This window comes from Methylobacterium iners (assembly GCF_022179305.1).
In the GTDB taxonomy this organism is placed as follows: Bacteria; Pseudomonadota; Alphaproteobacteria; order Rhizobiales; family Beijerinckiaceae; genus Methylobacterium; species Methylobacterium iners.
This window is the reverse complement of the sequence record NZ_BPQP01000097.1, coordinates 1-21,112: the sequence shown is the minus strand read 5'-3', so window position 1 is coordinate 21,112 and position 21,112 is coordinate 1. Positions and strand designations below refer to the sequence as shown.

The window sequence follows — 21,112 nt, the reverse complement described above, 5'->3', positions numbered from 1 at the left end:
GCCACGGCGCGCCAAGTCGCCCAACGCAAGGTGTATCAGCGATGGGCTCTGGGTGCGATGGGGCGTGTGGACGCTTGCACTCGCTCCCGCCTGACAACGACGTGGGCAGGAAGCCCCCAGTCAGGATTGACGCGCTAGCCTTATCCGCCTCAAGCAGTTGAATACGTAAGGATTTTCAGGCGGGCCCTGCGCCGCACCAAATGCTCGTCCCGATAAAGCACATCAAGACGGTACGGCTGCTGTGAACGATTACCCACGAGTAGATCGGAACAGGGTGACCGAAGTTCGAACGAATGCCGTCATTCCTCCGCCATGAACTCGGCCAGCGGTGCGACAAGGGTGCAGTGCACCCCGCTCGGAAGAAACATAAGTTCCACTTCCCCTCCAACCGCGCCAGCGAGCCCATGCTCGATCAGGAACGAACCGGACCCGCGACGCTCTGGTGCCGCGACTCGCCTCCTGTGCGTTGCGCGCCTCGACAACCCGAAAGCCGGCATCCACGAGGATGTCAGCCGCGACCATGCGCACGAGGATGTCGTCCTCCACCACTATGACGGCGGCTGGCGGTGCCGAGTGGACTACCATCAATCAACACTTCCTGCATGCCCGACCCTGGCCACGCGCCTGAGTGTATGATTCCATACAGCCAAATTGGCGGTTTTTGCCTTAGCCTCGTGCAATGTCAGTCGCGTCACATTGAGGCGTGGGCAAATGACTTAACGGTGGGGCCTGTTTCCCAACCAGCAGTCCTCTGCGGCCGCGATGCGGGTGCGGTGCTGCTGGCTATCAGACGCTCAATACCCACCTGTTGCAGTCGGTCAGTACGCAGGAACTGAGCGAGTGTCTGGTATCGGCGCTTCCATTCGAAAATGTAGGCCGGATGGGCGGAAGTCGAAGGCGATCTCCGCGTCGCACTGTACCTTCAGCACCCGATGAAGCAGCGTTGACCCAAAACCCTTCCGTTTGGGCGGCTGGGTTGGCGGGCCACCATGTTCGCGCCAATCCAATTGCAGGTAGCGCTTGTCCTGCAAGCGCTTCACATCCCACTCGACCTCGATGCGTCCCTCCGGGACTGACAAGGCTCCATGCTTCGCGGCATTGGTCGTCAGTTCATGGATGGCCATGCCCGTCGGGACCGCAAGATCACCCAACAGTTCGACCTTCGGTCCCTCTAGCTGAATGCGAGTGCCCTGAACGTCATTGTAGGGGCCTAGCTCGTTGACCAGCATCTCGCGCAGCGGAGCTTGCTGCCAATAATCCTCGGTGAGCAGATTGTGCGTCTTGGCAAGCGAGATCACCCTCGCCGAGAACGAGGCATAGAAGGCATCGACGCTCGTCGCTGTGCGCGCAGACGCCCCCAGTAGCGCTTGAACGGTCGCCAGGGTGTTCTTCACCCGGTGGTGAAGCTCTCGAATGAGCAGGGTCTGTCGCTCCGTCGTGCGCTCCCGCTCAGCGAGAAAGGTTTCTGCCTCGCGCTGACGCCGACGTGCACGCAACGCGAAGCGAACCGCCATGATCAACGTCGCCGGATGGAACGGCCGCTCCAACAAGCTCACGTTCCCGAGCATGTCGGTCAGACGCTGGTCTGGCACCGCGCCACGCATCGTGAGCAGGATGAAGGGGAAGTCTGACCAGGGCGGCTGACGCGCGATCCAATCCGCCAGCACCTGCCGGTTTGAGGCGAGCAACGCTTCCTCGGTAATCACGGCACCACAGGCCGAGTCGAGCGACCCCACCAATTCCAGGAGTGAACCGCAGGGCCGCGAGGCAATTTGCTCTTCGGCGAGGATGGCAGAGGCTACCTCTGCATCGCGCCCGACCGGCGCAAGTACGAGAACCGTCGCGTCAGCTTCAATCATCATCGCCGTGGCTTGGGAGCAGCGTCGCGGGCTCACCCTCAAACGTCGGGACCCCCGTCATTACACCGCGGAAGCTTCGCAGTGGCTCACCAACGCGGATACCCGTCGAATCGATCCGAAGCTCCCGAATGGAATCCTCGTGACCACCCGTGCGCTTCTTCACGACAGAAATCGCGCGCCGCAGCCGACCCTCAGCCTCAAAGGTTCGGAACAGCAGGATGGTGTCGCTGAGGTACGTGAGATCGACGGTCGAGCCCATCTGCCCGATCATGCCGTGCTGCGCCAGGATCAGCAGGGTCGTCACACCCTGATTGTTCAGGTAGGTCAGCAACTCATGCATCTGGAGGAGCAAATGGTTCTCCTCGGGCATGGCGTTGTGGTAGCCGGTCAGTGAGTCGATCACGACCAATCGCCGCTCCTCGCCTTCGACCGCCTCCTGCACCATCGCAGCAAGCTCGCCGGGGGATACCTCAGCTGGATCGATTTGCTCGACGCGGAGGCTGCCTGCCTCGACGTGAGCCTCCAGCGGCATGCCGAGCCCGCTGGCCCGCCTGAGGAGGACGCTTATCGTTTCATCGAAGCTGAGGATGAGCGCCTTCTCGCCGCGAGCAATTGCTGCTGTCAGAAAGGTCAGAGCGACGCTCGACTTGCCGACGCCTGACGGGCCAATCAGCATCGTGCTGGTGCCAGCATCCAGCCCGCCGCCAACGAGCGCATTGAGTTCGGCGCTGCTGCTGCTGTTGCGAAGCTCCTTGAACTCATGCGGATGGTCGGCTGCAACCAGACGGGGATAGACGATGAGGCCGCCGCGCTTGATCACGTAGTCGTGGTAGCCGCCACGGAAGTCGGTGCCGCGCATCTTGATGACCCGAAGGCGGCGGCGCTCGCCACCATAGAGTGGTGCCAGTTGCTCCAGCCGGATCACAGCATGGCTGAGACTGTGCAGGTTGAGGTCGTCCGCCTCTGCGGTCAGATCATCGAGCAGGATGGCCGTAGTGTCCTGCACGAGGAGGAAGCTGCGAAGGGCGTGAACCTGACGACGGTAACGAAGCGAACCCTGCGAGAGGAGGCGTATCTCGGACAAGCTGTCGAAGACGACGAGGTTAGGCTTGAAACGCTCGATCTCGGCCATCGACATCCGGATGGCCTCGCCGAGTTCAAGGTCGGAGGTGTGGACGAGACTCTGCTGCTGCTTGGGGTCGAAATTCAGTTCAGGAGGTACCACCTCGACGATTTCGATCCCGTCGAGTGACCAGCCATGGCGCGATGCCACGTTGAGTAGCTCACGCTTACTCTCGGACAGCGTGATGTATAGGCAGCGCTCACCGCGCTCGACACCCGCTAGCAAGAACTGCATGGCCAGCGTTGTCTTGCCTGAGCCGGGCCGCCCTTCGACGAGGTGAGCGCGATTGGAGGCGTAACCTCCTGCGATGAGGTGATCGAGGCCCTCTACTCCGGTCGGGATCGATGCCGCATCCCCTTCGATGGGTCCCATATTGCCTGCTATGTCATGTCTGTTTCGGTCGGCAGCCCGAGGCAAGTTGGTCGGGCGCGGTCTGCGCGCTGGCGTACACGAGGTCATGAGGTAGGGCGATCGGGTAGCAGATCACCCCTTCTTGATCGGCGATCATTTGGCTGTCGCACCACGATGCTGCGTCAGGGCTCAGCCTTTCACTCGGGTCGTTGCCTTGGTGGAACGGAAACCTGCGCCCGGTAGTGGTGGGTTCTGCCGCCAATCAGTTGTTTGGTTGGCTCCGCTCAGCGACCTGGGCTTTGCGCTCCTCAGCCCGCCGCTGGACAAGGTCGCCGGCCTCCCAGCCCTCCTGCCACACGGCTATGGCGGCGCTCGCCTTTTTGGAAAATGGGGACACCTCACGGGACTTGCCCGGATTGAAGGCTTCGTGGCCCTGCCAATATGGGTTCATCCGACAGCGAAGTCGACGGTCACGGTCGTCCCGACTCCTCCCGCGTAGCTCATCGCCCCGCCGAGTTGGGCCGCCAGACCTTGCGAGATCCGGAATCCCAGGCTCTTGCTCGTCGATGGGTCGAAGTCCGCCAGAATGCTACGCCCATCGTCCGCGATGGTCAACCTGAGACGGCTGGGATCGAGCTGCTCAAGCCGAACCGTCACCGTCCCGCGTTCGCCCGGCGCAAAGGCATGCTTCAGGGCGTTGGTGACGACCTCGACGACCAGCAGCGACAGGGTGGTCAGCCGCGTGAGGTCGAAGCGGATAGCCGGGACGTCCACGAGGCAGACGATGTTCTGCGCCCCCGTCGCGTCGAGAAGGTCGGCGCAGAGTTCCTGGAGGTACCGGCCGACCGGACGCTCGATGTTGGTTGGGTCGTAGAGGCGGCGATGGATGCGCGAGATGGTCTCCAGCCGCACTCGGGCATCATCGAGGGCGGCGAGCGCCGCGGCGGGGTCGTTGCCGACCTTGCGCTTTTGGAGGTGCAGCAGGGCCGCCACGAACTGCATGTTGTTGGCGACGCGGTGCTGGAGTTCCTGGAACATGGTGCGCTGCTGCTCGTACAGGTCGGCCGACACTTCTCGTTCCCGGGAGAGGCGCTCACCGGCCTCGTGCATGATGTGGATCAGGGCGATGTCGGCGCTCACGATGAAGGCGTAGAAGACCAGCGCCAGGGCGGCCTGGCCGTCGATGCCGAAGCTGTCGACCGGCGTCAGGAAAAAGTACCACGAGGCGATCCCGCCCAGGACCGCGCAGGTAATGCCCGGCCGCAGGCCGAGGAAGAAGGTCGTCAGGATCACGGCGGGGAAGAAGGTCAGGTAGGGAAAGCCCGCGGGTAGGACGTGATTCAGCGAGAAGCGCAGCGCCAGCGCTGCCCCGGCCGCGCTGACGGCGATGACCTCACCCAGCCAGGGATGCGCGCGCAGCCGGGCGGTGGCACGTAGCGGCGTCCAGTACCAACCTCGCGGCGTCGAACCAGAACTTGGCATCGCGTTGGGGTCGATCATGGACGGTCGGCAAGTCCCATCTCGCGGAAGCGCACCCGGCGGTGACATATCATGGAGACGGAGAGTGCGCCCCGCCTCGGCAGCATGACGGCAATGCCCAAGCTTGTCCGTGCGAAACGCGAAAGCAACCTTCTCGCCGTTCTCAAACTGTGACACCACCCAAACCTGTTCAGTCCAGCAGTGCCCAACGTCAGCTGTCGCTCCTCTGCTGCGTGTCCTTGCGATCTTGATCGCGCACCAGCCAGTGCACGGCCCCAAGTGCCAGGACGGCGGCAGCCAGCCCGATGATGATCAGCGGCTCGGTTTTGCTGGCATCTAGGATGATGAACTTGCGGGCTAGCGCGAGCATCGCGATCAGGATGACGGTGCGCAGCTGGATGATGCTCTCCTGACGGTGCAGCACGCTCAGGATCGAGTGGTTGAACTCCAGCGCGATGAGAACCGTGAAGATCATGCCGAAGACAGCTTGGAAGACGCTGTGCTCGGCCGGGTCGAGCAGGCCGAAGATGACCAGAAGCACGACGCGAAAGCAGAGGTTGATCATGGCCGCGATGATCACGAGCCCGATGAGCCCGGTCAGAACCACCACGACCACCTCCTCGAAGCGCTCGTAGAAGCTCAGGCCCGGCCAGGCCTTGCGCGTGTCCCGCAACGTGTCTGCCGCCGCTGAGACAGGCCGTGAGAAGGAGAAGCGGCTCTTGGTAGGAGGCAGGTTGCCTGCAGCCTCACTCGTCGATTGATCCACGCTGCAGACTCCTTGCCTGGCTTTGATCAGCGAGAACGATGGTCCTCTCCCTTTGGAAACCCTGGTTTCCCAAAGCTCGCACCCAAGACGCGCATCAGAACCCGCCTTTGCGATCCGGGCCGGAACCACTGCTGCATGGAGGGTGATGGAGAGGGAGCCTCGTGCGCGCTCCAGTCACCCCTCAAGCGAAGTCCTAGGGGCGCTGGGCGCGATCCGCCGTGTTCGCATCAACCATCCTGAAGCGCCGGTCACGTTCGTCGGAATCGAGGCGCTCACGCTGATTCAGCTTGAGATCCCGCGCATGCTCCGGCCTCCATTCCGCGGGTCTGACGATGGAACCCGGACTGATCTTCTGAAAGCCCTCCACGATGACGCGATCACCGGACTTGAGACCTTCGCGGACAATCCAGTTGTGGTCCACGACAGGGCCGACCTCCACGGGCTGGAGCATGACCCTGTCCCCCTCGCGCACGACCCAGACCTCGGCCTTGCCCTCGTTGGTCCGGTGAATGGCCTGTTGTGGCACCGCGATGGCATCCACATCGACGCCCTGCTTGAGACGAGCTCGGACATACATGCCGGGAAAGAGCTCGTCTTGAGGGTTGGGGAACAGAACACGCAGGGTGACCTGGCCGGTGCTTGGATCGGCGGTCACCTCGGAGAACAGGAGCTTACCGGGCGAGCCATACACCGCACCGTCATCCATGATGAGCTGCACGTCGGCAACGTCATTCGCAGGCCCTGCGAGTTCACCCCTGGCCAGATCCCGACGGAGCCTCTGCACTTCGCCGACCGATTGCGTGATGTCGACGTAGATCGGATCAAGCTGTTGGATCGTGGCGAACACCTGCCCGCTACCTTGCTCAATGAGATTGCCTTCCGTCAGCAGCGCTCGGCCGATCCGCCCGGAAATCGGGGCTCGCACGTCCGTGTAGCCGAGGTTGAGCTTGGCCCGATCGCGCGCCGCTCGGGCGGCGGCCACTTCAGCCTCCGCCTGCTTCTGCGCGGCGTAGGCCGCGTCGTACTGTGCCTGGCTCGCGGTCTGGCGCGAGAGGAGCGCCTCCACCCGTTCCGCCTGCTGGGTTGCCAGGGTGAAGCTTGCTTCGGCTCGGGTGACTTCCGCCTCGCTTCGGGCGACCTCGACCTCATAGGGAGCTGGGTCAATCTTGTAGAGGATGTCACCCTCTTTGACCTGAGCACCCTGCTCGAACAAGCGCTTGACGATGAGCCCCGACACACGGGAGCGCACCTCTGCGATCCGAAGCGGTGCCACGCGGCCGGGCAGTGTCCTGATATACGGGATCGGCTGAGCCTCGACCGTGACGACGCTGACCTCGGGCGGTGGTACGGACACTGGTGTGCCGGCCTGCTGCTCCGGACGACAGGCCGAGAGCATGACGGCAAACATTGCTAGAATGGTACAACGAGGCAGCATCCTGACACTTGGACTTCAATTCAAGGAAAGCAGTTCAAGCGGGATCCGGCGCGCGAAGCCAATGTCTGGGCGGAAAACGTAGATTGATAAGGGCAAGAAGGAGGGCTGGAGTAGCCATCGTTACGAGACCGCCTGTGGCAACACTTGTGAGTACGACCACTGTCATCATCGTCAATCTCGTTGTAATCAGATCAGAGAAATTCAATCGAAAGCAAAAAGGTGGATCACCACTCCCATGATCAGGCTGCGGCAAGCTCCAAGTCTTGCTGCAGGAGCGGGATGGCAGCTGCCTGGACGCTTGCGCTGTTGGACGAGCGCTTGTGATTACCTGAGCCAAGGCGCAGGATTGACCACGACAGCCGGGTTGTTGCGTCCGATACCGATCACGCACTCGGTCCTGTTTACCTCTCACGCCATCAACCTGATCAGGTGCTGAACGCTCCAAGTTGTGCCCCAGTCTGAACGCTGAAGCTGGCCACGAAGGACAGCAGCGCTGCGTCCCAGGCGGTCAGGTGCGGACTGCTGGCGGGCGGACCCGCCTGCGTGATCGCAAGAGCAAGCCAGATGTAGCCAACCAGGGAGAGCAGGGTCGCAAGGGCCACGATCGTGACTGGCGCCGGCATCAGCGCAGCAAGGCCAACGCACAGGCCTGCGGACAGCAGCCAATCCACCAGCACTGCCGTGCTTGTGCCTAGGGCCAGCAGCCTGATCCGCTTTCGCCGCAGATGAAACAGTGCGCCATACCTATCCTTGAGGTGGAACGTCGCCATCGCGCACCTCCTTACCTCAGTTGATGCTATGTTTCTTGGAGGCTGGACTGCGTGGCCAGCGCACCCCGAATGCTGCCCGCGAGTGCTGCTTCGGCGCTTCTGTTCTCGTCCAAAGCAGCTTCTCGTCGTCCAGTGCCAACAACGCGTCCAGTACTTCGTCGACGGGTACTGGCTCGGCCTTAGATCCTGACAGGCAGCGCAGGGCCGGATCGGACTCCACAGATCGTGCATCGGACGCCCAGGACGCTAGGATGGCGCGCTTCTCAGGTACGGACAGGCCCGGATGCGTCAGCACCTCGTGCGGACGCCGGAAGACATCTCCGGGCGCGATCAACGCCTCGAAGGGGCTCACCGCGCACGGCTGAAGCGTGGCCGCGGCAGTCGGACCGAGGTGTTCGAGAGTTGTCTCAATCTGCTGCATGTGACCCTCCTCATGATGAGCAAAGGACGGGCGGCCGCCGCTACCCTTCGGTCAGCGCCGGCCGCGATGTCATGCGTTCAGTTCATCGATCTTGCCGTTAGTGCCCCGCTCAGTGCGGCTTCGCTCCATTGATCGGAATGCGCCGCCCCCGCTCAGGCGCCTTGGCCGAGCGTGGCAGCGTCACGCTGAGCACGCCGTTCTTGAACGAGGCCTCGACCTTGTCCGACTCCACCGCGAACGGGAGGGCGATGACACGCTCGAAGCGGCCGTAGCTGCGCTCCGAGTAGCCGCGCTCCTTGTCCGTCGCCTCCGCGCGCTTCTCACCACGAAGCGTCAGGACATCGTCATCGATCAGGAGTTCGACGTCCTTCTCGTCCATACCCGGAAGCTCGGCCGAGACGCGCAGGCCACCCTCGGCCTCGACCATCTCGACGCTCGGCCAGGCAAGGCTGCGGCCTGCGGCGGTGGGTATGCCGCCAAAGCCGCTGAAGACATCGTCGAACAGCCGGTTCATCTCGCGGTGAAGCGTCAGGAAGGGGCTCACGGGCTCGGTGCGCACTGCGCTCGGCACCGGTGTGTTCGTGCTGCGGCCCCACGGGATCAGATCTCTCACACTCATGGCTCATCTCCATCAGCATGCTTGAAGTCGTGCGACCTCCCTCGCAAGCGGTTGTGCTTGCGAGAGATTTGGTCGCCCGAGGCGACCAACGCTTAAGCGGCCTTGGCCGCCTGCTCGATCTGAGCAGGTGCGTTGTCCTGCCCCAGAGCTGCCGGCTCGCTCGCCGCGCCGATCGCGATGCGACGGGGCTTCAGCGCCTCCGGCACCTCACGCTTGAGCTCGACGGTCAGTAGTCCGTTCTCCAGCGCGGCGCCCGTCACCTTCACGTGCTCGGCGAGATTGAAGCTCTGACGGAACGTACGCGCCGCAATGCCACGGTGCAGGTACTGGCGCTCGCCCTCCTGACCCTTCTTCTGGCCAGCGACCCAGAGGGTGGTGTCGTGCTGTGTGAGTTCGATCTCGTCAGCGGTGAAGCCTGCCACGGCCATGGTGATGCGATACTGATCATCCCCCGCCTTCTCGATGTTGTAGGGCGGCCAGGCGTTGGTTGGTTCAAGTCGCTCAGCCTGCGTCAGCAGGTCGAACAATCGGTCGAAGCCGACCGAGGAGCGATAAAGAGGAGAAACGTCGTAAGTTCTCATAACCACATCCTCCGTTGAGCAACGTGACTACAAGCGACGCCGAACCCTCGTCGGCGTCGGTGCATGCGAGCATCATCGGCCTCGCACGCGCGTAACGTCTCAACGATGACTCAGTTCCCATGAGTCAGATGAATTTTTGAAGGTATGTTCGGAGGGCTTGATGGGCACTCCTGCCAATGCTCGACTCAGGATCCACGTACTACTGTCTCGGCAGCAAACTACGGCTAAGTAGCGAGACAGAATCTTCTCGTGGCGGAAAGCGAGGTATCGTTCCCTCGGAAGAAGCGCCCGCTTTCGGGCCTACATTCCGGAATGGACCGACAGTTTTCCACCCGTTCTGGTCATACGCATCCGTTCTATCTGGCTGCCTGGAAGCGGACGCTTGTAGGGTCCGAAAAGGGTCGACATCGGACGGTCGGCCTTACGAATCTGAATGTCAGCTTCCGGGCGTCGACCCGACTTCCTCTCATGGCGCAAAGTCGTCACGAGCCGGACTTCCACAATGGGTCGGACGCATGAGTCGACATGCGACTCCGCCTGAAGCCACTACGGTGATGGCGGGGCCGCGACACTGTCCGATTATGCATAAAGCCGGAGACCCCGATCGTTGTCGGTTGCCCTGCCGTCGGGCTCGCCACATACGTCGGCCAAGTTCTGCACAAGGATACCTGTGTCCTGGGCGCAGAGTGGTCGGGAGAAGAGGAAGCCTTGGCCCAGATCACAGCCGAGAGTGAGAAGATGGTCGACGAGGGCAGGCTCCTCGATGCCTTCCGCGATCGTCGTCATCGACAGGGAGCGACTCAGCCCAATGATGGCGCTCACGATCGTCGCGCTCTGCGGGTGCGTCGTGATGCTTTTCACAAACGAGCGGTCGATCTTGATCTTGTCGATGGGCAGTTGTGACAGGTGCGAGAGGCTGGAGCAGCCTGAGCCAAAGTCATCGAGCGCAATGCGCACACCCTGATTCTTGAGTGAGGCAATCACGCGCCGCGCGGTTTCGAAATCGGCAACAAGGGCATTTTCGGTGATCTCGATCTCCAATCGCCCCGCCGGGAAGCCTTGCTCGGCGAGCACGCCCAGCAGCTTTTCGGGAAGCCAGCGATCCTGGAGCTGCTCGGGAGCGATGTTGAGCGCGATTGGCAGGGGAACCGACCACCGCGCGGCCACCTGGCAAGCTTGACGCAGAATGGAGAGGGTCAGGTCCGTGATCAGACCTGCTCGCTGCGCGATTGGGATGAAGACATCTGGGCCAATCATTCCGCGCTCGGGATGAGGCCAGCGAGCCAAGACTTCGAAGCCGATGACCTGCTGGGTCCGTAAGTCGACGAGGGGCTGGAAGTGGGGAACGATCTGACCATCGGCGATCGCACGGCCGACCTCGATCTCGATAGCGCCTCGCTCGCGTGTTTCCAGGACCATGCCCGGCTCGAACTCGCGGATGCTCCCGCGCCCTTCGTTCTTGGCCCGGTATAGCGCTAGATCCGCATGCGTCAGCAAAGTTGTCGCGTCAGCTGCGTCGGATGGGTGGCTCGCAATGCCGATGCTGACGCCGATCTGAACGGGATTGGGCAGCGTGGCGCTCCGGATGGGTTCGTGCAGCGCATCGGCGATCCGCCGGGATACCCCTGACACATCTTCGATCGCCGTTTGCGTGAGCAGCACCGCGAACTCGTCGCCCCCGAGCCGAGCTGCAGTGCCGCCTGCCGGAACGAGCCGAGTCAACCGCGCGGCGACTTCGCGCAGGACTGCATCGCCTGCACCATGTCCGTAGAGATCATTGATGGGCTTGAAGCGGTCGAGATCGAGGGTCAGAAGCGTCAGTGTTCTTCCTGACGTCCTCGCCTCGGCGACAGCCGTATCCAGCGCGCCGGTGAAGCCGCGCCGATTGGCGAGATCCGTGAGGGCATCGTGCATGGCGAGATCGTGGATATGCCGCTCGGCTTGGACAAAGGCTGCCTCCGAGCGTGTCAGGCTTCGGGTGAGCAGGAACCAGAGAAGCCCGAAGCCCCCGATCGTGAGCAAACCAACGAGCACGATCGCGTGCATGCGAACGGAGGCGAGATTCGCCTCCATCGCCGTGACGAGGCTTGCCGTGAACCGAGCGGTGCCCGCGGCCAGGATCGACTTCTGCTCGGCGTAGGCCTGACCATCGAGGAGCGCTCGGGCCTGCGACAGCGTTCCCTCCCGGACCAGAGCGAAGGACTGACGCTCCAGCTCGACAAGGAGATCGTTTGCCACACGTGTCTCGGCGTCAAAGCGTGCCGCGACGTCACTCGGCGCGAGTTCGGTGGCGGCGTTGATGGCCTCATCCATAGGCGAGATGTTAGCCTCGTAGCGCGTGATCCAGCGTTCTTCACCGGTCCCGGCAGCCATATTGGCGGACATTGTCAGACGCTCGTCGAGCAGCAGGATCTGGCCGGTGAGCTCCTCGGCTCGTACGACTTTCTGAGCCGCAGCGGCGTAGAGATGCTGGAACACGAGGCGTTCGACGACGAGCGTCCCAACAATGAGGGAGGCGCCCGTGAATGCAAGAAGCACGACACGGCGCGCTGCACGCATGGATTGTTTGACGATAGACCAGGACATTCAGTTTTCTCACATAACTGCTGAATGTCAGGGCAAAATTATTAGGATGTCCTTACAGCCCAGAAAATTTGCATGATGCCTGATAACTAAACAGCTAGATCTGCGAGCGATCTAAATATTAACAAACAGATCTAATCATCGATGTAAATCGATTGAGATTAAGTCTTTTTCTCAAGTCAGAGTACCATTGCAGCGCGTCTACCTCAAAGCAGGCCGCCGTAATTCACCCGTTTCGGTCATAGGTATCTGGCTCATCAGGATGCCAGGAAGCGGACACTTTCAGAGTCCGAGTAGGGTGGGAAGCGGACGTAGCACCTAGCGTAGTTTAAGATAGACTGCGAAACCGACGAAAGCCCCAAACCACAGTAACTGTCCAAAAATGATTGCTGCCCAAGAGGAAACGACCCGTTGCATCCCATAGTAATAAATCGGTTTGAAGGATTTATGGTTGTAGTGCTCAAAGTCAGCGACATCTAAGCGACCGAGCGAGAGGGCCGTTATCGCCGCTCGTCCGGTCCAGTAGCCGATCCATTCAATTAGCACCCACCAAATGAGGCGGGCGAGGAAGCCAAAGATCGCTTCAACCACTTTGGGTCCCTCGCCTCGCAGGGATGATGATGTAACTCACGGCGCCTTCCGATCCGTGAACGATGATGTCGGCTACGGGTCGACACCGGACGGTCAGCCTCACGGATCCGAATGTCGGCTCCCGGGCGTCGGCCCGACTTCCGCTCATGGCGCATTCCTGCCGCAACCGCGATTGCTATAACGATCGCCTTTTTGGACGATGTGAGTATTGCGTTCACATCCGTGGCAGCATAAGCCAACCATAAGCAGCAACCACGACGCCTCATTCTACAAGGCCTGTATTCGGGGATCCCGCCATCTTTACCGTAGAGACTTTGCGCGCTTCCTTTTTGTGACTGGCATTTTTGACCCAGTCTGCAGCTCCTCGTCCTCCCGACCAATCAGTGGTGCTGCTTCGGCAACTTCCACCGGCGCACCTCGAGAAACAGCTAAAGCAGCGAGACGGCTCAGAACGTCTGACTCGTTGAGCTCGCCCGCACGGATCGAGGAAGAGAGTTCGTTAAGCCGCTCACACAAGGCGCCGAGAGCCACCATGCGCTCGCGCGTGAACGCGACCATCACGTCGAGTTGCTCGCAATTGCCCTCGGCAACCATCTCAAGGACAGCGCCAACCTCGCCAATTCTCATTCCCACTGATCGCCCGAAATGGACAAAGCGCAAGCGTGCAACATCGTCAGTAGTATAGGTTCGACATCCCGCTTTGGTGCGTGCTGGAACCGGTAGAATGCCACTTCGCTCGTAATACCGGATCGTGGGAACCTTGATCTGGGTTTGTCGCGAGAGCGCATTGATCGAAATACTCATAATGACCTCCTGACTGGCAGCGTCAGGTCGGAGCGTCCCTCATCTAATCAGAGGCTCAACGAACGGCATCTCGGGGAAACACTGGCGCTTAAAGCCGGCAATGCTCAGCACTGGGTACAGATCGCTTTTGCTGCTTGCGTCCCACCACTCAGAAGACGCGTTATGACCGCGTCTCGGTCGATCTCCTGGGGCGTTGTCGAAGCAGGTGATCCAGCTGGCGCTAAGGATGGCGCTACGGAAGCGGGCGCTGACGGGACCGGTGTAGAACCGCTTTCCTTGGTGCTTGCCGCTGAAACAGCAGGGGTGGCACCCAGAGCAGTGAGTTGCTCCGCCTGCCACTTGGATCGGGCTCGTGCGGATCGCTGGAGTGCTGCGAACGGGTCGACACCGATGCTCGCACCGACTTGATTGCCTAATCCTACGTCGTCGCCCTCCACGACCACCTGCGTGCTCGCCAGCCCTTCCGCTCGAACAAGGGCAAAGAGTGTTGCTGCATGTCGCGGTGCTAAGCGCACACAGCCGTGCGAGGCAGGAAGACCAAGCTGGCGCACTTGGTTTGTCCCGTGGATCGCGTGGCCACCGGGCGTGAAGAAGATTGAGTAAGGCATCGGAGCATTGTCCCACTCCCGTGAGAAGTGCGTCCGTTCTGTGCGAAGCGGCCGAAACGAACCGCTCGGCGTGTCGTAGCCTGCGGTACCGCTTGAGATCGGCCAAGCGTGGAGTTGCTGACCGTTCACAGAGACCGACATCCGCTGACCCACCTTGTCGATGCGGATTACGACGTCAGCCCAAGCGGACATCGGCGGCGCGATCCACAGCCACATGCTCGACATCAGAACGAGTGAGAGTGGGCGCATAGGGATCTTCGACGCGGCGGGTCGCGGCAGATTAGCTGGACCGGCGCGGTGAGCAAGTTCCGATGAGCGTGCCCCTGCAGGCGTGCCGCTTTTGCTTCCGCCACGTGGTCCCCAAGAGTTGGCGGCGGGGTGATCGAGATATGTGCCTGGCCCCTAAATTCACGGATGACCTATGAAACGGTCTGGCGAGCACCACCTTCCATGGCTCACGAATTGAGAAGCTGAAAAACGGGACGGAGGAGGCATCATGGATGAGGACCGCTTCAACATCGACCTGCGCAAGTTCCTGAAAGAGGTTGGGGTCACCTCGCAGCGCGAGATTGAGCGCGTTGCACGCGAGGGTTTGGTGCAGGGCGGCGAGCTTAGGCTGCGCATGACGCTGACGGCAGAGAACGCGTCACTGGAGCATGTCATTGAGCGGACGATCTCGCTCGGTGAAACGCCGGGAACGTAAGCGAACGCAATCAGAAATAAGATTAGTGTACCTGCTCAGCGTCTTGCCTCAGATTACCCGCAACGGCTTCTCTGGGAGGCTTGTCACGTTGCTGGGACTGATTGCTTGCTGGGATGCCTGTCACGTTGAGCGCAGATGTCTGCCGCTACTAGCAGCTTAGGCGAAGCGGGTTCATTCACTTTCAGGCACGCGCCTGGTCGCAGCGACATCGCTTTGCACGGCTAGTAGGCAAATACTCGCTCAGCGTGACAAGCCTGTGCTGGGCTCAAAGCAGGTCGTTCATGCAGCCATTCCGAGTGCAACGACACAGCTCACCAGCGTGACCAGCGACAGAGCGAACCCGACGCTTGCCTGACCCAAATTCGGGCCGCTGATCAACGTCTTTGCTTCCTCATTGCTGTTCATGTCATCCACCTTGGCTGTTCGGATTGGGGCTGCAACGCCGCATGAGGCGCTGCTGTTCCAGACGAAAAAGCGCGATGTGACGGCATGCGCGGCGAGACGCAGAAGCGACGCTGGATGAAGCCAAGCTCCAGCTAGAGAGGAGAATTGGGATTTAAAAAATCTCACTAAGAGCTTGAGCTTGGCCGCTTGAACATACCGATCGCTGAGGACAGGGCAGCACTTGCCGCATCGCTCGCCTCGTGAATGACCTCTGCAGCCTGAGCAGTGAGGCTTGGAGCTGTGTCTGCGCCTTCTGAGACGTCATGCGTTCTCTGCGGTAAGTGCCCTGCGCGGAGGAGCGCACGTCGAATGACTTCGCGATCGTTTTGGATCAAATTTGCCAAGCCAAGATCGACCAGCGCGATCATCATTGAGCCATCCTCGAAGACCGCGTTGATGACGGCACGGGGGCGAGCTCCCTCGTTCAGCGAGTTCAGACCAGCGCCTACAGCACTTGCAGCTAGACTGAGCGGTCCGGCGATCTTCACAGAGGAGGTGAGCACGCCTTTGAGGCCGCTCGCGATCTGACCAACCCAGTGGGCTTCCGGGGCGACATCGCCGTGAATCTCGAGGTCGGACAGAGTCTCGACAGCACGCTGCCCGCCCTCTGGCATTTTGAAGAGGCCGGACTCGTAGGTACCTGCACCCTTACCACAAGTTCCAGCAATAAACTTGATTTCATTCACCTTCAATACTTTCCTAAAAAGAACATATACGCTTTTTACATCAGTTGTTGTTCACAACAGCATAAGCTTGACTATATCTTATTCTTCATCATGAGCGCATATCTACTAACACGCCGAACAGTAAATAGTAGCATTTTCGTAATAAATGTCAATTTAAGCACAAAAAATACTGAGAAAATAGCAATAATGACTTTGATCATGTGTGTATACAGACCTTTTCGATGGGTCGCTGCTAAATCACTTCAAAGGAACTTTCCATCACCAGCTCTCAAAAGCGGGCGAGACTAAGGAGGGCGCGATTTGACGCATCCGAGCTGTAACTATCCAAAACCGCGGCACACGATCCTCAATCAGGTTAGAGTGAGCCAAGGCAGGCGTGGAGAGGATGCGGTCCTGTCCGACGAATTCATCTAGAGTCAGATTAGGACTGATGCCACGTCTCGTCGTTACGCCGAGCCTTCGAGGCTTGCCCCGGAAAGGTGAACGGCAAGAAGGAAGCCGCCTCAACACTATGGTGTGCGGCTGCGAAGGAAGCGTGCGCCTCATAAGCTCCGATTCGGTTGAGGGTTATACGCGCTTTCGATTGAACGCTTAGCCTTGGCCACCCCACGCGAGGTTGGCAGATGACATTTCTTTAACTTACATGCAGGCAGACTGGACAAGCCGGCTAAGTTGTCCCACATGAAGCCTGCACAGTTGGTGCACGCCATTTCAGCCCGTCATTCAGGATTACAGCATGAAGCGCCGTCAGAGCGCGCGACCCGTCGTGGTCGAGATCAAACGCACCCGTACACCTGTCTCATCTTCAATCAACAACGCCAGACCATCGCATACCAGCAACGTGTTGTGGCGAGGCACGGCGCTTGTTGAGGCCCCGGCTGTGGTCACTTGCGAACCCAACAAGCCGTATGCGCTTGATGCCAAAGCGTCCGCTTCGACTCCGCTGCCGACGAGGCGCGTACTGCCAAGCCTAATCCCTATGTACGTTCCAAGCTCGCCGCAGCAGGATGAGCAGCAGGAGGAACGCAACACACCACGTACCCGCCGGACAATGACAGCCAAGAAGGTGCAGTCGGTTACAGCCCTTTCCGACCGCCCAGTGGCTGCTGTGGGTAGGATGAAGACGCTGGATCAAGACGATCAAGAAACGCAGGTCGAAGTCGTTTCCCCTCCTCTCGATCTCTCGCGTGAACAAGGGCCGCTGAAAATCATATCTGCAATGAGAGAGGTTCGCCGAGGGCGGGAACAACCTATCCAGAAGCTTCGTCGTGGCGAGTTTTGGAAGCGGCGTTTGCCAAGCGTGTGCTGGTAGGCTTGCGCTGCGTATGCAGCCCGCTATGCCCAGGGTGGTAAGTCACCACAGTGCGGGGCACGGATGTCGGACGAGACGGAACGCGGTCAGTTCATGGGTCTCACTGTCGAGGTCGTCTCGGCCTATCTTCGCAACAATCATGTTCGTGCAGATACTCTGGGTGACTTGATCGGCTCGGTGCACCGCACGCTGGTTGATCTGAAGACAGTTCAAGGCTCCGAGGTCGCCCTGCTGCCACAGATCAAGGCGACGGCCCAGGACATCAAGCGCTCGATTACGCCAGAGTACCTTGTCAGTTTTGAGGATGGCAGACGGTACAAGGCACTTAAACGGCATCTCACGGCACGAGGACTGACGCCTGAGGCGTACCGGCTCAAGTGGGGTCTGCCAGTGGACTACCTGATGATTGCTCGTGCGTCCTCGGATCAGCGCTCGCAGGGAGCGATTCTGCGTGGGCTGGCAGGTCATGCCCGTCACGCCCAATCAGCGAAGGCCCCTGCAGGGAATGAAAGGTTGACGGAGGAACCGAATGAGGCGCCCTCCAGTGAGCCGTCCATACCCGCCGATTCGGCTGCCCTGGCGTTTGAGGATGCGGATGAAGAGGCAGTCGAGCTTGTCCGTGAGCCGTTCGAGGATGACGGCTTGCCAGACGAGACCTGAAGCAATTTGCGCTTCGGAGGCCTGCTTTGGCTGCGTCTGACGCGGCGCCAGGAAATTGTGCTTTCGGTACTCCGGTGCGAGCAGATGCTTTGACTCACCCTCCTGTCGTTTCCATTATCATCCCCTGCCATCTCTCTACGCCGAGCCAGGCAGATTTGCTCGAAGAAACTCTGGCATCAGTTTCAGCGCAGTCTTACAGAGACTATGAAGTCATCCTGGTCGATGACGGATCATCGTTGCCTGTTGCGCAAATTGCACATGCGCATCGACATGTTACATACCTACAGCGGGAAAACGCAGGACCAGCTATTGCCCGCAATACTGGTATTGCTCGCAGCCGTGGGCAGTACCTGATCTTTCTTGATGCGGACGATCAACTGCTTCCCTGCGCATTAGCGACGGGAATCAATGCGCTTGAGAATTGCCCTGATGCCGGCTTTGCCGTGGGGCCCCGCGAGGAGATGACCTACGAGGGCGAGCCCGTGACGTGGCAGGTGCCGCCTCCCCCACGGGAAATGCAGATCTATCTGCCGCTGCTGCGATTCGACTGGTACATCATCCCACCCTCCGCAGTCATGTTCCGCCGCGAGGTTGTTGAGGCCGTGGGAGGGTTCCGCAATCCCTGGGGTGCTGACGATCTCGACTTCTACCTGCGAGCCGCATATCGCTACGCAGCCTGCTGCTACCAAGCTCCTGCGGTAACGCGTTATCGACGATACAGCACGAGCTCATCGCGGGATGGGGAGCGCATGCTGCACAGCATTCGCGCCGTCTACTCCCGTCAATGGTCGCTGGTCGCCGGAGATCCCGCATCCGAAGCGGCGTACCATTGCGGACTCCAGCGATTGACTGAAATCTTCCTCGATTGTGTCGTGGAGAACATCGAAGATCGCCTGAATAGTAATGACCGGCCGCGTGCTCTCAGGAGTGCCGAACTGCTTCGCGCGGAAAGTCCCGATCATTGGCAGAAGCTTCTCCAGAGGCGGCCAGACATCACAAGCCTTGTCTCGGGGACATCGACTTAACCCTTCCGTCGATCCAACAAGCGCGAAATGTGTTATGGCCGAAACCAATCTAGGAATGTGTTCACGATAACGTTGCGACTTTGCTGCTTCAACGCGAGCTCAAGACAGCACAACGGGCGAGTCAAAGCCTTTAGGATCGTGGCAGGCTTACGCAGCAGATACGATTGGGCCGGCCCAATCTCAGTGCAAGCCATGTGAAGATTACTGAATAGCGCATTCCAAGGATGAACTCAGGGTAGCGTCGCAATTTTCACATTACTGCTGCGGCGGGATGAACGCTCAATTGGTCGAACCCGGTTCTCAGCGATAACAGGAAGGACGTCGAGCCCTTGCCCGGGCACCACGACAAGACGTTGAACCTCACCTCGCAGATAGGCCTCAAGGAACCTGTCGTAGTTCTTGAAGGATACGCAGCCATTCGAAGCGCCGCTTGGCCCGAGCAGATAGGTATGAGCAAGCAGGCCCGTCCGGCCGTGAATGGCAGCGCTTCCGCCAATAGGATTTAGACGCAGAGCGCGCACCCCGTGGAAGGGCTGCTCGCGTTCAGTCAACTCGTATGTGCCTGGCGGAGTCGAGCCGCGCATTCGCAAGTTGACGTAACGCGGGTTGTCCATGCTGTCGCCGAGACCGGAGTGGGCCTCCAGTCTCTCGCCGTTAGGCAAGGTAACAACGCGTGCGGTGATGTCGTAGACGGCGGTTCCGGCACCCACGGAGGGATTGGGCAGGGTGCTGAGACGCGCACGCGGCATGTCGAGGGTATTACTTTGCAGGGCAGCGTAGGCCAGAGCCGGCTTTGGGGACTGCTCAATTCCAAATAGCTTTTCTAGAAAGGACCGATTGTCCTCGGTCGTAGCTGGCGGTGTCGCAGCAAAGGCGCGACGCGAATCACTTCGCCCTGACCTGCGTGACGGCACTGAAGCGGTTGAATCCCGGAACTCCGGCGGCCTTGGCACGGGCAGCGGTACGGTCTGCACCTGCAGAGTAGCTCGCGGAGCGGGTGGTTGAACCGCCTCATTCTGCGCGAGGGAAGTGTGCCTTTCGACGCTCACCACTGGCATCTCTTCCGTCGCAAGGAGCTCGCTTTGCAACGGTTTAAGTACTTCAGGAATAATGGGCGATTTAGGCGCTGGAGTTACGCCATCTCTGGCGAGCCTTGGAGCAGCGGCGATTCCATTTTGTCCGCCGAAGGCCGCCGGCGAGGCTGTCGATACCCTTTGCAGAGCATCAGAGGGGGATGCCGTGTTCGATGTTAGGACATCGCCAGGAATAACAATTCCCAACATCGTAACGAGCGTAGCTGCGAGCAAACCGGCGTTGTGCCAGGCAGTGCGGCGAGTAAGCGCTGTTGAAGCGTTTGATGACCGGTTAGCCTGGATCATGTGGGCGCTGCTCGTTCACAAACGATGCCCGCCCGCGATCACGATCCGCATAAGAGTGTGATTGAACTGCGAGAAAAGCATCACCGAACCCGATTGGGCGGGCGTATGACGAACAATTTCGCCGGCGTTTGTTAGGCAGAGGTATGGTCGATCTGAGATCAATTAGGTGATTTGGCGGCCAGGTTTGACATGACCGGTATTTTGGACTGAGCCGATTGAGAGGCTACTGCATGGCCGCTGCCATGGGCAGCCGGAAAGGCCGATCCGGGTAGGTGACGGGCGCAGGTGGGTGGTAGCCCAGTGACGAGTGCGGCCGGACGCGGCGATCACCCTCCTGAAGCCGCCCACCTTCGCGGACCTCGACGAGGCGCAAGCCTGGATCACGCAGCAACTCGCCGACGCCCCAGCGCAGAGCTGGCGCAACAAACTCCCGAATGGCAAAACAGCGAACGTCCGACTGCGAGGGCAGCGCAAGTAGACTCGCAATGCCGAGTTGAGCCGAAAGCTGAACGTCTGCTTCGGGACTAGCAGTCTAAATCCGCTTTGCACTCATCGTGAAATTTCTATAGGTCCACTTAGCGGCTGTCCTCACTTTAAAGTCTCGAATGTATTTGAATCTCTGCATCATTGCGAGCACGGCACCTGCTGCTCGCTCTTCTGAGACAAGCGGCTTATGAGAATCCTGGCGGGTAGCGGATCGGTCCAAAGCTATGCGGCATTGACATGCCGCCGGTCGGTTTAACGAAGCCGGGAAGGTTGGAGCGATGATCCGCATCGTGATGTCCCCGCACCGCATCGGCCTTCTGATGGCGGCGCCCCTGGTGCTGGTCACCCTTGCTCTAGCCGGAACAGCAATCTGGGATGCACGTCCGCTGCCCGCCTGCTTGGCTGGCAGAATCGATCCCGTCGATCC

20 protein-coding genes are annotated in these 21,112 nt (G+C 60.2%); 4 read left to right on the top strand and 16 right to left on the bottom strand.

Annotated features, from left to right (window positions below):
- Positions 1 to 818: 818 nt before the first annotated feature.
- The 13 genes from MFF55_RS24350 to MFF55_RS24290 all read right to left on the bottom strand — a co-directional run bounded on the left by MFF55_RS24350 (position 819) and on the right by MFF55_RS24290 (position 14,182).
- Positions 819 to 1,859 (bottom strand): sensor histidine kinase, encoded by a 1,041-nt coding sequence (locus MFF55_RS24350; RefSeq protein ID WP_238246701.1) that lies wholly within the window; start codon positions 1,857 to 1,859, stop codon positions 819 to 821.
- Positions 1,852 to 3,354 (bottom strand): ATPase domain-containing protein, encoded by a 1,503-nt coding sequence (locus MFF55_RS24345; RefSeq protein WP_238246697.1) that lies wholly within the window; start codon positions 3,352 to 3,354, stop codon positions 1,852 to 1,854. Before MFF55_RS24345 ends, MFF55_RS24350 begins: the two co-directional genes overlap by 8 nt.
- A gap of 426 nt (positions 3,355 to 3,780) precedes the next feature.
- On the bottom strand, positions 3,781 to 4,815 hold the full coding sequence (locus MFF55_RS24340; RefSeq protein WP_238246700.1) for a sensor histidine kinase: 1,035 nt from the start codon (positions 4,813 to 4,815) through the stop codon (positions 3,781 to 3,783).
- Between the two features lie 208 nt (positions 4,816 to 5,023).
- Positions 5,024 to 5,485, bottom strand: a complete 462-nt coding sequence (locus MFF55_RS24335) for a phosphate-starvation-inducible PsiE family protein (protein ID WP_238246699.1) — start codon at positions 5,483 to 5,485, stop codon at positions 5,024 to 5,026.
- A 286-nt stretch (positions 5,486 to 5,771) separates the two neighbouring features.
- Positions 5,772 to 7,013 (bottom strand): efflux RND transporter periplasmic adaptor subunit, encoded by a 1,242-nt coding sequence (locus tag MFF55_RS24330; RefSeq protein WP_238246696.1) that lies wholly within the window; start codon positions 7,011 to 7,013, stop codon positions 5,772 to 5,774.
- 425 nt (positions 7,014 to 7,438) lie between these two features.
- Positions 7,439 to 7,783, bottom strand: coding sequence for a hypothetical protein (locus MFF55_RS24325; protein ID WP_238246695.1), 345 nt, complete (start codon positions 7,781 to 7,783; stop codon positions 7,439 to 7,441).
- Between the two features lie 16 nt (positions 7,784 to 7,799).
- Positions 7,800 to 8,204, bottom strand: coding sequence for a hypothetical protein (locus tag MFF55_RS24320; RefSeq protein WP_238246694.1), 405 nt, complete (start codon positions 8,202 to 8,204; stop codon positions 7,800 to 7,802).
- Between the two features lie 109 nt (positions 8,205 to 8,313).
- Positions 8,314 to 8,823 (bottom strand): Hsp20/alpha crystallin family protein, encoded by a 510-nt coding sequence (locus tag MFF55_RS24315; RefSeq protein ID WP_238246693.1) that lies wholly within the window; start codon positions 8,821 to 8,823, stop codon positions 8,314 to 8,316.
- 92 nt (positions 8,824 to 8,915) lie between these two features.
- A complete protein-coding gene (locus MFF55_RS24310) occupies positions 8,916 to 9,404 on the bottom strand; it encodes an Hsp20 family protein (protein WP_238246692.1) in 489 nt (162 codons plus the stop codon).
- Positions 9,405 to 9,983: 579 nt separating this feature from the next.
- Positions 9,984 to 11,990 carry a putative bifunctional diguanylate cyclase/phosphodiesterase gene (locus MFF55_RS24305; RefSeq protein WP_238246691.1) on the bottom strand — a complete coding sequence of 669 codons (2,007 nt, stop codon included), beginning with the start codon at positions 11,988 to 11,990 and terminating at the stop codon, positions 9,984 to 9,986.
- A gap of 315 nt (positions 11,991 to 12,305) precedes the next feature.
- Complete coding sequence (locus tag MFF55_RS24300; RefSeq protein WP_238246690.1) at positions 12,306 to 12,578, bottom strand: hypothetical protein; 273 nt, start codon at positions 12,576 to 12,578, stop codon at positions 12,306 to 12,308.
- 300 nt (positions 12,579 to 12,878) lie between these two features.
- Positions 12,879 to 13,382: a MerR family transcriptional regulator gene (locus MFF55_RS24295; protein WP_238246689.1), complete on the bottom strand. Its 504-nt coding sequence runs from the start codon at positions 13,380 to 13,382 to the stop codon at positions 12,879 to 12,881.
- Positions 13,383 to 13,486: 104 nt separating this feature from the next.
- A complete protein-coding gene (locus MFF55_RS24290) occupies positions 13,487 to 14,182 on the bottom strand; it encodes a L,D-transpeptidase (protein ID WP_283206796.1) in 696 nt (231 codons plus the stop codon).
- 304 nt (positions 14,183 to 14,486) lie between these two features.
- On the opposite strand from MFF55_RS24290, the gene MFF55_RS24285 reads away from it, so the two are divergent.
- The gene (locus tag MFF55_RS24285; RefSeq protein ID WP_238246688.1) at positions 14,487 to 14,693 is read left to right on the top strand and encodes a DUF6494 family protein; all 207 of its coding nucleotides are present in this window, start codon (positions 14,487 to 14,489) and stop codon (positions 14,691 to 14,693) included.
- A 279-nt stretch (positions 14,694 to 14,972) separates the two neighbouring features.
- On the opposite strand, the gene MFF55_RS26920 is transcribed toward MFF55_RS24285, so the two are convergent.
- On the bottom strand, positions 14,973 to 15,107 hold the full coding sequence (locus tag MFF55_RS26920) for a hypothetical protein (protein WP_283206795.1): 135 nt from the start codon (positions 15,105 to 15,107) through the stop codon (positions 14,973 to 14,975).
- Positions 15,108 to 15,262: 155 nt separating this feature from the next.
- Complete coding sequence (locus MFF55_RS24280) at positions 15,263 to 15,823, bottom strand: hypothetical protein (protein ID WP_238246687.1); 561 nt, start codon at positions 15,821 to 15,823, stop codon at positions 15,263 to 15,265.
- A 736-nt stretch (positions 15,824 to 16,559) separates the two neighbouring features.
- On the opposite strand from MFF55_RS24280, the gene MFF55_RS24275 reads away from it, so the two are divergent.
- The 3 genes from MFF55_RS24275 (at position 16,560) to MFF55_RS24265 (ending at position 18,820) form a co-directional block, all read left to right on the top strand.
- Positions 16,560 to 17,135 (top strand): hypothetical protein, encoded by a 576-nt coding sequence (locus MFF55_RS24275; RefSeq protein ID WP_238246686.1) that lies wholly within the window; start codon positions 16,560 to 16,562, stop codon positions 17,133 to 17,135.
- Between the two features lie 63 nt (positions 17,136 to 17,198).
- Complete coding sequence (locus MFF55_RS24270; protein WP_238246685.1) at positions 17,199 to 17,795, top strand: Ros/MucR family transcriptional regulator; 597 nt, start codon at positions 17,199 to 17,201, stop codon at positions 17,793 to 17,795.
- A 26-nt stretch (positions 17,796 to 17,821) separates the two neighbouring features.
- Complete coding sequence (locus MFF55_RS24265; RefSeq protein WP_238246684.1) at positions 17,822 to 18,820, top strand: glycosyltransferase family 2 protein; 999 nt, start codon at positions 17,822 to 17,824, stop codon at positions 18,818 to 18,820.
- Between the two features lie 230 nt (positions 18,821 to 19,050).
- On the opposite strand, the gene MFF55_RS24260 is transcribed toward MFF55_RS24265, so the two are convergent.
- Positions 19,051 to 20,103 (bottom strand): DUF2778 domain-containing protein, encoded by a 1,053-nt coding sequence (locus tag MFF55_RS24260; RefSeq protein WP_373874865.1) that lies wholly within the window; start codon positions 20,101 to 20,103, stop codon positions 19,051 to 19,053.
- Positions 20,104 to 21,112: the final 1,009 nt, after the last annotated feature.